Origin of the sequence: Xanthomonas sacchari (assembly GCF_024266585.1) — a bacterium.
Taxonomy (GTDB): Bacteria; Pseudomonadota; Gammaproteobacteria; order Xanthomonadales; family Xanthomonadaceae; genus Xanthomonas_A; species Xanthomonas_A sacchari_C.
The window spans coordinates 3,992,085-4,005,812 of record NZ_CP100647.1 but is presented as its reverse complement, the minus strand read 5'-3'; the positions used below and the strand labels follow the sequence as shown (position 1 = coordinate 4,005,812).

General features: G+C 70.2%; 11 protein-coding genes. 9 read left to right on the top strand and 2 right to left on the bottom strand.

Annotated features, from left to right (window positions below):
- A complete protein-coding gene (gene kbl / locus NKJ47_RS16725; RefSeq protein WP_254458927.1) occupies nt 1-1,203 on the bottom strand; it encodes a glycine C-acetyltransferase in 1,203 nt (400 codons plus the stop codon).
- A 190-nt stretch (nt 1,204-1,393) separates the two neighbouring features.
- Here kbl and NKJ47_RS16720 point away from each other — a divergent pair, with 190 nt between their 5' ends.
- The 5 genes from NKJ47_RS16720 (at nt 1,394) to NKJ47_RS16700 (ending at nt 6,527) form a co-directional block, all read left to right on the top strand.
- Complete coding sequence (locus tag NKJ47_RS16720) at nt 1,394-2,416, top strand: sulfate ABC transporter substrate-binding protein (RefSeq protein WP_254458926.1); 1,023 nt, start codon at nt 1,394-1,396, stop codon at nt 2,414-2,416.
- Nucleotides 2,417-2,420: 4 nt separating this feature from the next.
- Complete coding sequence (locus NKJ47_RS16715; RefSeq protein ID WP_343237518.1) at nt 2,421-3,521, top strand: ABC transporter permease subunit; 1,101 nt, start codon at nt 2,421-2,423, stop codon at nt 3,519-3,521.
- Nucleotides 3,521-4,477, top strand: coding sequence for a sulfate ABC transporter permease subunit CysW (gene cysW, locus NKJ47_RS16710; RefSeq protein WP_254458925.1), 957 nt, complete (start codon nt 3,521-3,523; stop codon nt 4,475-4,477). Before NKJ47_RS16715 ends, cysW begins: the two co-directional genes overlap by 1 nt.
- Nucleotides 4,478-4,484: 7 nt before the next feature.
- On the top strand, nt 4,485-5,525 hold the full coding sequence (locus tag NKJ47_RS16705) for a sulfate/molybdate ABC transporter ATP-binding protein (protein ID WP_254458924.1): 1,041 nt from the start codon (nt 4,485-4,487) through the stop codon (nt 5,523-5,525).
- Nucleotides 5,526-5,828: 303 nt separating this feature from the next.
- Nucleotides 5,829-6,527, top strand: a complete 699-nt coding sequence (locus tag NKJ47_RS16700) for a TorF family putative porin (RefSeq protein WP_254458923.1) — start codon at nt 5,829-5,831, stop codon at nt 6,525-6,527.
- A gap of 86 nt (nt 6,528-6,613) precedes the next feature.
- On the opposite strand, the gene tdh is transcribed toward NKJ47_RS16700, so the two are convergent.
- On the bottom strand, nt 6,614-7,645 hold the full coding sequence (gene tdh, locus NKJ47_RS16695; protein WP_254458922.1) for an L-threonine 3-dehydrogenase: 1,032 nt from the start codon (nt 7,643-7,645) through the stop codon (nt 6,614-6,616).
- Between the two features lie 205 nt (nt 7,646-7,850).
- Between tdh and NKJ47_RS16690 the strand changes: the two genes are divergently transcribed.
- The 4 genes from NKJ47_RS16690 to NKJ47_RS16675 all read left to right on the top strand — a co-directional run bounded on the left by NKJ47_RS16690 (nt 7,851) and on the right by NKJ47_RS16675 (nt 13,726).
- On the top strand, nt 7,851-10,010 hold the full coding sequence (locus NKJ47_RS16690) for a S46 family peptidase (RefSeq protein ID WP_254458921.1): 2,160 nt from the start codon (nt 7,851-7,853) through the stop codon (nt 10,008-10,010).
- A gap of 167 nt (nt 10,011-10,177) precedes the next feature.
- Nucleotides 10,178-10,822, top strand: coding sequence for a histidine phosphatase family protein (locus NKJ47_RS16685; RefSeq protein WP_254458920.1), 645 nt, complete (start codon nt 10,178-10,180; stop codon nt 10,820-10,822).
- A gap of 486 nt (nt 10,823-11,308) precedes the next feature.
- Nucleotides 11,309-12,577 (top strand): bifunctional tetrahydrofolate synthase/dihydrofolate synthase, encoded by a 1,269-nt coding sequence (gene folC, locus NKJ47_RS16680; protein ID WP_254461452.1) that lies wholly within the window; start codon nt 11,309-11,311, stop codon nt 12,575-12,577.
- A 69-nt stretch (nt 12,578-12,646) separates the two neighbouring features.
- On the top strand, nt 12,647-13,726 hold the full coding sequence (locus NKJ47_RS16675; RefSeq protein ID WP_254458919.1) for an SPOR domain-containing protein: 1,080 nt from the start codon (nt 12,647-12,649) through the stop codon (nt 13,724-13,726).
- Nucleotides 13,727-13,728: the final 2 nt, after the last annotated feature.

Sequence of the window (13,728 nt, the reverse complement as noted above, 5' to 3'; positions counted from 1 at the left end):
TCAGGCGGCGAGCACGCCCAGTTCGCGGCCGATGCGGGTGAATGCGTCGATCGCCCGGTCCAGGTGCTCGCGGGTGTGCGCGGCGCTGATCTGGGTGCGGATCCGCGCCTGGCCCTTGGGCACCACCGGGAAGAAGAAACCGATGGCGTAGATGCCTTCCTCCAGCAGCCGTTCGGCGAAGCGCTGCGCCAGCGGCGCGTCGTACAGCATCACCGGGCAGATCGGATGGGTGCCGGGCTTGATGTCGAAGCCGGCGGCGGCCATGCGCTCGCGGAAGTAGGCGGTGTTCTCGACCAGGCGTGCGCGCAGGTCGTCGGCGGCGTCGAGCATCGCGAAGGCCTTGATCCCGGCGGCGACCACGTGCGGCGGCAGCGAGTTGGAGAACAGGTAGGGCCGCGAGCGCTGGCGCAGCAGTTCGATCACCTCGCAGCGGCCGGTGGTGAAGCCGCCCAGCGCGCCGCCCATGGCCTTGCCCAGGGTGCCGGTGAAGATGTCGATCTTGTCCAGCACGCCCTTGACCTCGGCCGAGCCGCGGCCGCTGGCGCCGAGGAAGCCGGTGGCATGGCATTCGTCGATGTGCACCAGCGCGTCGTACTTCTTCGCCAGCGCGGTGATCTCGTCCAGCGGGGCGATGAAGCCGTCCATCGAGAACACGCCATCGCTGGTGATCAGCTTGGTCTTGCAGCCGGCGGCGTCGGCCGCCTGCAGCTGCGCTTCCAGGTCGGCCATGTCGCAGTTGGCGTAGCGGAAGCGCTTGGCCTTGCAAAGGCGCACGCCGTCGATGATCGAGGCGTGGTTGAGCGCGTCGGAGATGATCGCGTCGTGCTCGCCCAGCAGCGGTTCGAACAGGCCGCCGTTGGCGTCGAAGCAGGCGGCGTAGAGGATGGTGTCCTCGGTGCCGAAGAACGCGGCGATCTGCGCTTCCAGCTGCTTGTGCAGGTCCTGGGTGCCGCAGATGAAGCGCACCGAGGCCATGCCGAAGCCGTGCGTGTCCAGCGCGTCCTTGGCGGCCTGGATCAGCGCCGGATGATCGGCCAGGCCCAGGTAGTTGTTGGCGCAGAAGTTGAGCACGCGGCGGCCGTCGGCGAGGACGATCTCCGCCGCCTGCGGGCCGACGATGATACGCTCGGACTTGAACAGGCCCTGGGCGCGGATCGCGTCCAGTTCCTCGGCGTAATGCTGGGTGAGGCGGGAGTCGGTCATGACGGGCACGCGCGGCGAAAGAGACGGCGATTTTACCGCGGCGCCCGCGCAGGCCGGGGTCGTCATGCGCAAATGGCATGAGCCGCTGCCCGGAAGTCATTTCACCCGCCGCCTGCCGCTGCGCAGCATGCGTCATGGTCCGCGGCGGGCATCGGCCGCGGCGTCGGCCTGTGTTTTCGGAGAACCGTCCATGTCCAGCCTTCCGCCGCGCCGTTGGCGCCCGCTGCTCGCACTCGCGCTGTGCGTGTTCGCCGGGGCCGCGGCCGCCGCCGAGACGCAACTGCTCAACGTCTCCTACGATCCCACCCGCGAGCTGTACCGGGACTACAACGCCGCCTTCGCCAAGCACTGGGCGCAGCTGCATCCCGGCGACACGGTCACGGTGGAGACCTCGCACGGCGGCTCCGGCAAGCAGGCGCGCGCGGTGATCGACGGGGTCGAGGCGGACGTGGTGACGCTGGCATTGGCCTACGACGTCGATGCGATCGCCGCCAAGAGCAAGCTGATCGATCCGAACTGGGCCACGCGCCTGCCCGACAACAGCGCGCCGTACACCTCGACCATCGTGTTCCTGGTGCGCAAGGGCAATCCGAAGGGGATCAAGGACTGGCCGGACCTGCTGCGCAACGGCGTGTCGGTGATCACCCCCAATCCCAAGACCTCCGGCGGCGCGCGCTGGAACTACCTGGCCGCCTGGGCCTACGCCGACCACATCTTCAAGGGCGACCGCGAGCGCATCCTCAACTACATGCGCGCCTTGTTCCGCAACGTGCCGGTGCTGGACACCGGCGCGCGCGGCGCCACCACCACCTTCGTCCAGCGCGGCATCGGCGACGTGCTGCTGGCCTGGGAGAACGAGGCGTTCCTGGCGCAGCAGGAACTGGGCCAGGACAAGTTCGAGATCGTGGTGCCGAAGCTGTCGATCCTGGCCGAGCCGTCGGTGGCGCTGGTCGACAAGAACGTGGACAAGCACGGCACCCGCGCGGTGGCCGAGGAATACCTGAAGTACCTGTACTCGCCGGAAGGGCAGAAGATCGCGGCCAGGCACTACTACCGGCCGCGCCATCCCGAATACGCCGACCGTGCCGACCTGGCGCGGCTGCCGAAGGTGCGGCTGGTCACCATCGATCAGGCGTTCGGCTCCTGGGCCAAGGCGCAGGCCACGCACTTCGACGACGGTGGCCTGTTCGACCAGATCCAGGCGAGCAAGTGACGCGATGGCCGTGACCGCCGCCGCCGTTCCCCGTGCACCGCGCCAGCGCCGGGTGATGCCGGGCCTGGGGCTGAGCCTGGGCATCACCCTGACCTGGCTCGGGCTGGTGGTGCTGATTCCCTTGCTCGCGGTGCTGCTCAAGAGCAGCGGGCTGGGCTGGGAAGGCGTGTGGCGGGTGTGGAGCGAGCCGCGGGTGCTGGCGGCGCTGCGCTTGAGCTTCGGCACCGCGCTGGTCGCGGCCGCGTTCAATGCGCTGATGGGCACCTGGGTGGCCTGGGTGTTCGTGCGTTATCGCTTTCCCGGCAAGCGCCTGTTCGACGCGATGATCGACCTGCCGTTCGCGCTGCCGACCGCGGTGGCCGGCATCGCCCTGACCGCGCTGTACGGCAGCAACGGCTGGATCGGGCGCTGGCTGGAGCAGCCGGCGCAGGCGCTGGCGGCCAGCCTGCCGACGCTGGCCTGGTGGTGGCCGCGGCTGGCGCTGCTGCTGGCGCTGTCGGCCACCGGTTACGCGCTGTTGCGATGCAGCCAGACGCTGCTGCCGGCACCGCTGCGCGCGCTGCAGCGCCTGCTCGGCACGGTCGCGGTGCTCAGCCTGGCCGCGCTGGGCGTCGGCGGCCTGCTGATCGGCTATGCCGGGCTGATGCAGAGCAGCGGTGCGGGCGGGATCAAGGTCGCCTACACGCCGCTGGGCATCGTCGTGGCGCTGGTGTTCGTGGGGCTGCCGTTCGTGGTGCGGATCGTGCAGCCGGTGCTGGCCGAGGCCGAGCGCGAACTGGAAGAGGCCGCGGCCACGCTTGGCGCCGGGCGCTGGCAGACGGTGCGCCGGGTGCTGCTGCCGACGCTGTGGCCGGCGGTGCTGACCGGGTTCGCGCTGGCCTTCGCGCGCGGCGTCGGCGAGTACGGCTCGGTGATCTTCATCGCCGGCAACCTGCCCAACGCCACCGAGATCGCGCCGTTGCTGATCACCATCCGCCTGGAAGAATTCGACTACGGCGGCGCCAGCGCGATCGCCGCGGCGATGCTGCTGCTGTCGCTGTTGTCGTTGCTGCTGGTCAACGCGGCGCAGGCCTGGTTCGCGCGGCGCGGCAGGGCGGTGGCGTGATGGCGTCCTTGGTCTCCGCGCTGGCCACGCGCGTGCCCGGGCAGGCCGGCGCGGCCGCCGTGCCGTTGCACGTGCAGGCCTCGGTGGTCGACGAGCCGCGCTGGGTGCGGCGGCTGCTAATCGGCGGTGCGCTGGGCTTCCTGCTGGCGTTCCTGCTGCTGCCCTTGCTGCTGGTGTTCGTCGAGGCGCTGCGCAGCGGCGCCGACGTGTTCTGGCGCGCGATCTCCGATCCGGATGCACTGGCGGCGATCCGCCTGACCCTGCTGGTCGCGGCGATCGTGGTGCCGTTGAACCTGGTGTTCGGCGTGGCCGCGGCCTGGGCGGTCAGCAAGCATCGCTTCCCCGGCAAGCGCCTGCTGGTGAGCCTGATCGATCTGCCGTTCTCGGTGTCGCCGGTGGTCGCCGGATTGCTGTTCATCCTGATCTTCGGCCGCAACGGCTGGGCCTGGCCGCTGATCGACGAGGGCGTGCGGCTGTCCCTGCCGCTGCTGGGCGAGGTGGTGCTGCGCCTGCCGCGCATCGTGTTCGCGCTGCCGGGCATCGTGCTGGCGACCACTTTCGTCACCTTCCCCTTCATCGCCCGCGAGCTGATGCCGCTGATGGAGCAGCAGGGCGACGACGAGGAACTGGCGGCGCTGAGCCTGGGCGCCAGCGGCTGGCAGACCTTCCGCCGGGTGACCTTGCCCAACATCCGCTGGGGCCTGCTGTACGGGGTGCTGTTGTGCAGTGCGCGGGCGATGGGCGAGTTCGGCGCGGTGTCGGTGGTGTCCGGGCACATCCGCGGGCGCACCAACACGCTGCCGCTGCATGTGGAGATCCTCTACAACGAATACGCCTACAGCGCCGCCTTCGCCTGCGCCAGCCTGCTGGCGCTGACCGCGCTGCTGACGCTGGCCGTGAAGTCCTGGCTGCACTGGCGCCACGGCGCGGCGCTGGCCGCCACTCACCGACACTGAGGTTGCAATGAGCATCCGCGTACAGCACCTGGACAAGCGCTTCGGCGATTTCGCCGCGCTCGACGACGTCGGCCTGGACATCCGCCAGGGCGAACTGCTGGCGCTGCTGGGGCCGTCCGGCTCCGGCAAGACCACGCTGCTGCGGGTGATCGCCGGGCTGGAACACGCCGATCGCGGACGCGTGCTGATCCACGGCGAGGACGCCACCGCGCTGTCGGTGCAGGCGCGCCGGGTCGGCTTCGTGTTCCAGCACTACGCCTTGTTCAAGCACATGACCGTGTACGAGAACATCGCCTTCGGCCTGCGCGTGCGCCGCGAGGCGCGCTGGACCGAGGCGCGCATCCGTGCGCGGGTGCAGGAACTGCTGGCGCTGGTGCAGTTGCACGAGCTGGAGCGGCGCTACCCGGCGCAACTGTCCGGCGGCCAGCGCCAGCGCGTGGCGCTGGCCCGCGCGCTGGCGATCGAGCCGCGCGTGCTGCTGCTCGACGAACCATTCGGCGCGCTCGACGCGCAGGTCCGCCGCGACCTGCGGCGCTGGCTGCGCGACCTGCACGAACGCACCGGTCTGACCACGGTGTTCGTCACCCACGACCAGGAAGAGGCGCTGGAGCTGGCCGATCGCGTGGCGATCCTCAACCGTGGCCGGATCGAGCAGATCGGCAGCCCGGCGCAGGTCTACGAGCAGCCGGCCTCGCCCTTCGTGTACGCCTTCGTGGGCGCGGTGAACCGGCTGCCGGCGCGCCTGCACGACGGCGCCGTGCAGATCGGCGGGCTGGCCTTGCCGGTACCGTCGACAGCGCTGTCCAGCGGCCCGGTCGAGCTGTACGTGCGGCCGGAAGACCTGGCGCCGGGCAGCGAGGGCTGGGCGGCGACGGTGCTGTCGATCCAGCGCAGCGGGCCGCGCCTGCGCCTGCGCGCGCAACTGGCGCACGGCCACGACGAGGTGGAGGTGGAACTGCCGGCGGGCGAGGGGGTGCCCGACTATGTACCGGGCCAGCCGCTGCACCTGCGCGCGCGTCGCTACGGGGTCTTTGCCCGGCCCGACTGAGGCGCCATCGCGCCACGCCGATGCGCACTGCCGTGCCTGCACGGCGGTGCCGCCAGCGGCTGCCCGAGCGGTCCTGGCCTGGCCGTCAGGACGCTGGCTGGGACCGCGCCTGGCGAAGCCGTGGCCGCAGTCGGCGCGCCGGCCATGTCCGTGCGTGACGTGATCCAGGGGCGTTGTGTCAGGGCATGGCATGCGCCTGGCGAAAAGTTGTTGCGCTGCACGATCAAAACAGTTAAAAAAGCGTGAAAGCGACATAAGCCCGTCGCTGCAACCCACCCCTCTTCAACCGCAGGAGACTGACCGGTGAACAAGACCACTCTCGCCCTGGCCCTCGCACTGGCCGCTTCGCCGCTCACCGTCCTGGCCCAGGACGAGCCCGCCTCGCCGATCACCGGCTCCTACGGCGTGGTCAGCGACTACGTGTTCCGTGGCGTCTCCCAGACCGACAAGGGCCCGGCGTTCCAGGCCGGTCTCACCTACACCTCGCCGTTCGGCCTGTACGTGGGCGCCTGGGGTTCCAACGTCGACTTCGGCGCCGGCGATCCGGATTGGGAAACGGACGGCTTCGTCGGCTACAACGTCGATTTCTCCCCGGACTGGAACTTCGATGTGATGGTCAACCGCTACGGCTATCCGGGCGCCGGCCGGTTGAACTACAACGAACTGATCACCAAGACCAAGTTCCTCAAGACCTACACCCTGACCGTGGCCTACACCGACAACGTGTACAACCTGGACAAGGACAGCTTCTACTACGCGCTGGACGGGAACTGGTCGCTGCCGCAGGGCTTCAGCGTCGGCGCGCACGTCGGCCGCACCACTTACGAAAGCGCGCTGACCGCCTACCAGGACTACACCGACTACAACGTCAGCGTGGGCAAGATGGTCGGCCCGCTGGCGCTGAGCGTGGGCTACTACGACACCGACAACAAGGGGCCGGAGAACTTCACCGAGCGCCTGGCCGGTCACCGCGTAGTGGTCTCGGGCACGATCGCGTTCTGATCGCATCGCTGCCATGAAACGACGAAGGGCGCCGCAAGGCGCCCTTCGTATTCTTCCGGGACCGCCGCGCTGCCGCGGCGGGCGCCTCACCAGCTCAGCACGACCTTGCCGGCCTTGCCTTCTTCCATCAGGTCGAAGCCCTTCTGGAACTCGTCGATGGTCAGCTGGTGGGTCAGCACCTTGCCCAGCGGGAAGCCGGACAGCACCAGCTGGGTCATCTTGTACCAGGTCTCGTACATCTTGCGGCCGTAGATGCCCTGCACGGTCAGTCCCTTGAAGATGATCTTGTCCCAGTCGGCGCCGGCGCCGCGCGGCATGATGCCGAGCATGGCGATCTTGCCGCCGTGGTACATGCAGTCGAGCATGTCGTTGAAGGCGCGCGGGTTGCCGCTCATCTCCAGGCCCACGTCGAAGCCTTCCATGTGCAGGTCGGCCATCACCTCCTTGAGCGAGGTGTTGGCGACGTTGACCACGCGCGTGGCGCCCATGTCCGCGGCCAGCTTCAGGCGGAAGTCGTTGACGTCGGTGACCACCACGTTGCGCGCGCCGATGTGCTTGCAGATGCCGGCGGCGATGATGCCGATCGGGCCGGCGCCGGTGATCAGCACGTCCTCGCCGATCACGTCGAACTCCAGCGCGCAGTGCGCGGCGTTGCCGTAGGGATCGAAGAACGCGGCCAGCTCGGAGGGGATCTGGTCGGGGATCGGCCACAGGTTCGAGGCCGGCATCACCATGTACTCGGCGAAGGCGCCGTTGACGTTGACGCCGATGCCGACGGTGTTCGGGCACAGGTGCGGGCGCCCGCCGCGGCAGTTGCGGCAGTGGCCGCAGACGATGTGGCCTTCGGCCGACACGCGCTGGCCGACCTCGTAGCCGGTGACCGCCGAGCCGAGCTGGGCGATGCGGCCGACGAATTCGTGGCCGATGGTCAGGCCGGGCTTGATGGTGCGCTGGCTCCACTCGTCCCACAGGTAGATGTGCAGGTCGGTGCCGCAGATCGCGGTCTTTTCCAGCTTGATCAGCACGTCGTTGGGGCCGGGGACCGGCACCGGCACCTGTTCCAGCCAGATGCCCTTGGCGGCGTCGCGCTTGACCAGCGCCTTCATTGTTTGCGCCATGTCGGTGCAGATTCGATGGGAAGAGGGCGCGCAGTATAAGCGCCCGGCCGGCGCGCCCATGTTGCGGCGCGGTCAGGGCGCGCCCGCCATGCCGTGTGCGGCGTACTCGGCGCCGGATGATCCGCCCCAGGGTGCCATTGGTCACGGTCCGGGCACTTGGTGACAGCCGTTACACTCTAACGTCTGTCATCAAGGAAACCGCTCGATGCGTTCGAATCCGTTGGCTGTCGCCATCGCCGTCGTGGCCGCCCTGTCCGCTGCCTCCGCCGCCCATGCCGGCGAGGGCATGTGGGTCCCGCAGCAGTTGCCGGACATCGCCGGGCCGTTGCAGCAGGCCGGCCTGAAGCTGTCGCCGCAGCAACTGGCCGATCTCACCGGCGACCCGATGGGCGCGGTGGTCTCGCTCGGCGGCTGCACCGCCAGCTTCGTCTCGCCGCAGGGCCTGGTGGTGACCAACCACCACTGCGCCTACGGCGCGATCCAGCTCAACTCGACCCCGCAGAAGAACCTGATCCGCGACGGTTTCAGCGCCGCTAGCCAGGGCGCGGAACTGAGCGCCGGTCCCAACGCGCGCATCTACGTGCTCGACCGCATCACCGACGTCACCGCCCAGGCCAAGGCGGCGATGGCCGCCGCCGGCAACGATGCGCTCAAGCGCACGCAGGCGCTGGAGGATTTCGACAAGGCCCAGGTCGCCGCCTGCGAAGCCGACGCCGGCTACCGCTGCGCGCTGTACAGCTTCTCCGGCGGCAACACCTACCGCCTGTTCCGCACGCTGGAAATCCGCGACGTGCGCCTGGCCTATGCGCCGCCGTCGGGCATCGGCAAGTTCGGCGGCGACGTCGACAACTGGATGTGGCCGCGCCACACCGGCGACTTCTCGTTCTACCGCGCCTATGTCGGCAAGGACGGCAAGCCGGCCGCCTATGCCAAGGACAACGTGCCGTACCAGCCCAAGCACTTCCTGAAGTTCGCCGACCAGCCGCTGGGCGCCGGCGATTTCGTCATGGTCGCCGGCTACCCGGGCCGCACCAACCGCTATGCGCTGGCCTCCGAATTCGACGCCACCGCCGACTGGGGCTATCCCACCGCCGCGCGCCAGTACCGCGACCTGATCGCCTTGGTCGAGCAGGCCGGCAAGCAGAACCCGGACATCCAGGTGAAGTACGCGGCGACCATGGCCAGCTGGAACAACGTCGCCAAGAACTACGAGGGCCAGCTGGAAGGCTTCAAGCGCATCGACGCGGCGGCCAAGAAGCATGCCGAGGAACGCGCGGTGCTGGACTGGCTCAAGCGCCAGGGCGGCGAGGGCAAGGCCGCGCTGCAGGCCCACGCGCAACTGCTGGCGCTGGGCGAGCAGGCCAAGGCGACGCGCGATCGCGACCTGGTGCTGCGGCAGATGCAGCGGACCGGGGCGCTCGGCAGCGCGGTCATGCTGTACCGGCTGTCGATCGAACGCGCCAAGCCGGATGCCGCGCGCGAGCCGGGCTACCAGGAGCGCGACCTGCCCGAGATCGAGGGCGCGATGAAGCAGATGGAGCGCCGCTACGTCGCGTCCATGGACAGCCAGTTGCAGCGCTACTGGTTCGACCAGTACCTGAAGCTGCCGCAGGCGCAGCGCCTGCCGGCGCTGGACCAGTGGTTGGCCGGTGCCGATGCGCAGGCCGCCGCGGCGCGCCTGGCCGGTACCCAGCTGGGCAGCACCGAGCAGCGCCTGAAGTGGCTGCACGCCGACCGCGCCGCGTTCGAGGCCAGCGACGACCCGGCGCTGCGCTACGCGGTGGCGCTGATGCCGACCCTGCTGCAGATCGAGCAGGACCAGAAGCGCCGCGAAGGCGAGGAGCTGCTGGCGCGTCCGCGCTACCTGCAGGCCGTGGCCGACTACAAGAAGAGCCAGGGCGAGTTCGTGTATCCGGACGCCAACTCCTCGTTGCGCATCACCTTCGGCAACGTCAAGGGCTATTCGCCCAAGGACGGCGTGGAATACACCCCGTTCACCACGCTGGAAGGCGTGGTCGCCAAGGACACCGGCGTGGAGCCGTTCGACTCGCCCAAGGCGCTGCTGGAGGCGGCCAGGGCCAAGCGCTACGGCGGGCTGGAGGACAAGCGGCTGGGCACGGTGCCGGTGAACTTCCTGTCCGACCTGGACATCACCGGCGGCAACTCCGGCTCGCCGGTGATGGACGCGCACGGCAAGCTGGTCGGCCTGGCCTTCGACGGCAACTGGGAGTCGGTGAGTTCGAACTGGGTGTTCGACCCGGCGATGACCCGGATGATCGCCGTCGACGCGCGCTATCTGCAGTGGATCATGCAGGAAGTGGCGCCGGCGCCGCGGCTGCTGAAGGAGCTGAACCTGGCCAAGTGAGCCAGGCCCGGCGGGCGGCGGTCGCGGCCGCCGCCCGCGTGTCCGCTACGCTGCGCCGCGGTGGCGCGCCACGGGGACGCCGCGCAGGGTTTCCGGCGACGGAGCGGGTATCATGCCGCTCCGTTTTCGTTTGCGAGACGGTCCCTTCCCCCCAAGGAATCCAGCGCATGCGCATTCTGCTCGCCCGTCATGGCGAAACCCCGTGGAACGCCGAAGGCCGCTACCAGGGCCAGATCGACATCCCGCTGTCGCCGGTCGGCGACGCCCAGGCGCAGGCGCTGGGTGCGCGCCTGCGCGAAGTGCCGCTGACCCGCGCCGTGGCCTCGCCGCTGGCGCGCGCGCAACGCACGGCGCGCTTCGCGCTGGGGCCTGAGCGCGAGGCGCTGCTGCAGACCGATCCGGACCTGCAGGAGATCGCCCATGGCGAGTGGGAAGGCCTGCTGGCCAGCGAGATCCACGAGAAGGATCCGGCGCGCCTGCGCGCCTGGCGCGAGGAGCCGGACACGGTGCTGATGCCGGGCGGCGAGTCGCTGCGGCAGGTGCTGGAGCGTTCCTGGCGCGGCCTGGCCCGCGCCGCCGAGGGGCTGGGCGAACACGACACCTTGCTGGTGGTGGCGCACGATGCGGTCAACCGGGTGATCCTGTGCCGGATACTGGGCCTGCCGATCGCGCGGCTGTGGAGTTTCCGCCAGGCGCCGACCACGCTGAACCTGCTGGAAGGGCCGGACGTGGAGCGTCTGGAGGTGGTGCGGCTGAACGATTGCGCGCACCACACGCCGTTCTTCGGCGAGGCGAAGCATCGGGCGCTGTAGCGCTTCTGCTGATTCGTTGCCAGGACGCGTTGAGTTGATGCAAAGGCAAGATCAAGTGCTTTCGCGCTTGGCGCGCGAGTCACTTTTCTTTGCTTGTGCAAAGAAGGCTTTACAGCAGCCGGAGGCTGATCAAAGTAACCCAAAGAAAGCACACCCGGGTGGCACGCCCTCCGCGCTGCGCGCTCCGGGTGCGCAAGCAGGCCGGACATTTTTCGGCGGCACTTGTCCGCTCCGCGGCCAAGCCCGGGGCAGGCGCCTCACGGCGCCAGCCCGTTCGCCGGGGCGAAGCACTGCTTCGCCTTTATCCGGCTCACCCATGTGCCGTCGAAAAACGGCGCGCTTCCTGCGCGCCGCCCCTGCGGGGTTTTTATCCGGCCTGCTTGCCGTGCCTCACGGGATCCGGAATAGCAACAGCCAAAGCCAAAGCAGCAGCAAAATGCGTCGCCGCTATGAGTGCGCGTGCTGGCGCCGTATCAATCGAGTTCAATCGCCTCCATGAACACCCTCCCCGAATGGCTCGCCTACATCGAGCGCCAACACCCCCAGGACATCGCCATGGGCCTGGAGCGGGTGCGCGCGGTGGCCGCGCGCATGCGCCTGACCCGGCCCGCCAGGCACGTCATCACCGTCGGCGGCACCAACGGCAAGGGCTCCACCGTGGCCTTCGTTGAGGCGATCGCGCGTGCCGCCGGCTGGCGCGTGGGCAGCTACACCTCGCCGCACCTGCTGCGCTACAACGAGCGCGTGCGCATCGACGGCGAAGAGGCCAGCGATGCCGACCTGGTGAGCGCCTTCGCCGCGGTGGAAGCCGCGCGTGGCGATACGGCGCTGACCTATTTCGAATACGGCACGCTGGCGGCGCTGTGGCTGTTCCAGCAGGCCAAGCTGGAACTGGCGGTGCTGGAAGTCGGCCTCGGCGGCCGCCTGGACGCGGTGAACCTGGTCGATGCCGACGTGGCGGTGATCACCACCGTGGACATCGACCACACCGACTGGCTCGGCAGCGACCGCGAGGCCATCGGCACGGAGAAGGCGGGCATCGCGCGGCCGTGGAAGCCGCTGGTGCTGGGTGAGATCGATCCGCCCTCCAGCGTGCTGCGCCGCGCCTACGCGATCGGCGCCAACGCGCTGCGCGCCGGCAGCGACTTCTTCCACGAGCCGATCGACGCCGAGCGCTGGCGCTGGCGCGACGTCGGTACCGAACTGCAGTTGCCGCTGCCGCAGCTGCGTGCGCCGGTGCAGCGCGCCAACGCCGCCACGGCCATCGCCGCCCTGCGCGCGCTGCGCCGGTCGCTGCCGCGCCACGCCTACGCCGAGGGCATCGCCGCCGCGCGCCTGCGTGGGCGCCTGCAGCCGTGCGTGCGCGACGGCGTGGAGGTGCTGGTCGACGTCGGCCACAATCCGCAGGCCGCCCGCGAACTGGCCGCCGCGCTGCAGGCGCAGCCGGTCGCCGGCCGCACCCATGCGGTGTTCGCGGCGCTGGCCGACAAAGACGCCGCCGGCGTGGTGGCCGCGCTGGCCGCGCAGGTCGACGCCTGGCATCTGGCCGGCTTGGGCGGCAGCCGCGGCCAGAGCGGTGCGCAGCTGCGCGCGCGGTTGGCGGACACGGCCGCCGCCGAGGCCGATCTCGCCGAGAGCGTGGCGCAGGCGCTGCAATCGGCGCTGGCGCAGGCGCGGCCGGGCGACCGGGTCCTGGTGTTCGGCTCGTTCCATACCGCTGGCGAGGCGCTGCACTGGCTGCATTCAGCCGGCTGATCCCGTCTCCGCGCGGGCCGACCTTATAATCGGGGCGGCACTCCGCCACGCCGCCCTCTCACCCTTTCCGTGGATACCGTCCTGAAACAGCGATTGATTGGCGCCCTCGTCCTGGTAGCGCTCGCCGTGATCTTCCTGCCGATGCTGGTGAAGGGGCCTGCGCCCGACAGCGGCGTGGCCAATGTGCCGCTGAAGGCGCCCGACGCGCCGGCCGATGGCCAGTTCGAGACCCGCGAGCTGCCGCTGGTGACCCCGGGCGACGCACCCAGCGGCGGGGCCGTGGGCATGGCCAAGGCCCCGGGCGCCACGCCCGCGGCGGCGGCCACGCCGGCGCCGGTCAAGGACAATCCCGATGCTGCCGACCTGGCCGATCCGGCCGCCGGCAGCGCCGCGCAGCCGTTGCCGCCGAGTACGGCCGCCGGCAACTACGCGGTGAATTTCGGCGCCTATGCCACCGCCGCCGATGCCGACGCGGTGATCGCGCGGCTCAAGCAGGCGCAGCTGCCCGGCTTCCGCGAGCAGGCCAGCATCGGCGGTCGCCAGGCCTGGCGGGTGCGGATCGGGCCGTATGCCGATCGCGCCCAGGCCGAATCGGTGCGCCTGCAGGCGGTCAAGGTCCGCAACGACGTCAACGCCCAGGTGGTGACCCTGGACGCGGCGCCGAGCAACGCCACCCCCACCAGCAATGTCGCCGCCGCCGCGGCTGCCGCCCCGGCCAAGACCGAGGCGCTGCCGGCGGAGCCGGCCAAGCCGGTGGCCACCGCCGCCAAGCCGGCGACGCCGCCGGTGCCCAAGCCGGAACCGGCCAAGCCGGCCACGCCCAAGCCCGAACCCGCCAAGCCGGCGCCCACCCCGGCCACCACGGCGGCGGCCAAGCCGGCGCCGAGCGTGCCCGCCGCGCCGGCCGCTGCCGGCACCGGCTTCGCCGTGCAACTGGGCGCCTTCGGCAAGGTCGAGGACGCCAATGCCCTGCGCGACAAGGCCCGCGCGGCCGGCTTCAGTGCTTTCGTCGAACAGGTGCGCACCGACAAGGGCCCGTTGAGCCGGGTGCGGGTCGGTCCGGTCGCCACCCGCGCCGATGCCGAGCAGTTGCGGGCCCAGGTCGCGGCCAAGGTCGGCATCAGCGGTATGGTACGTCCACATCCTTGATC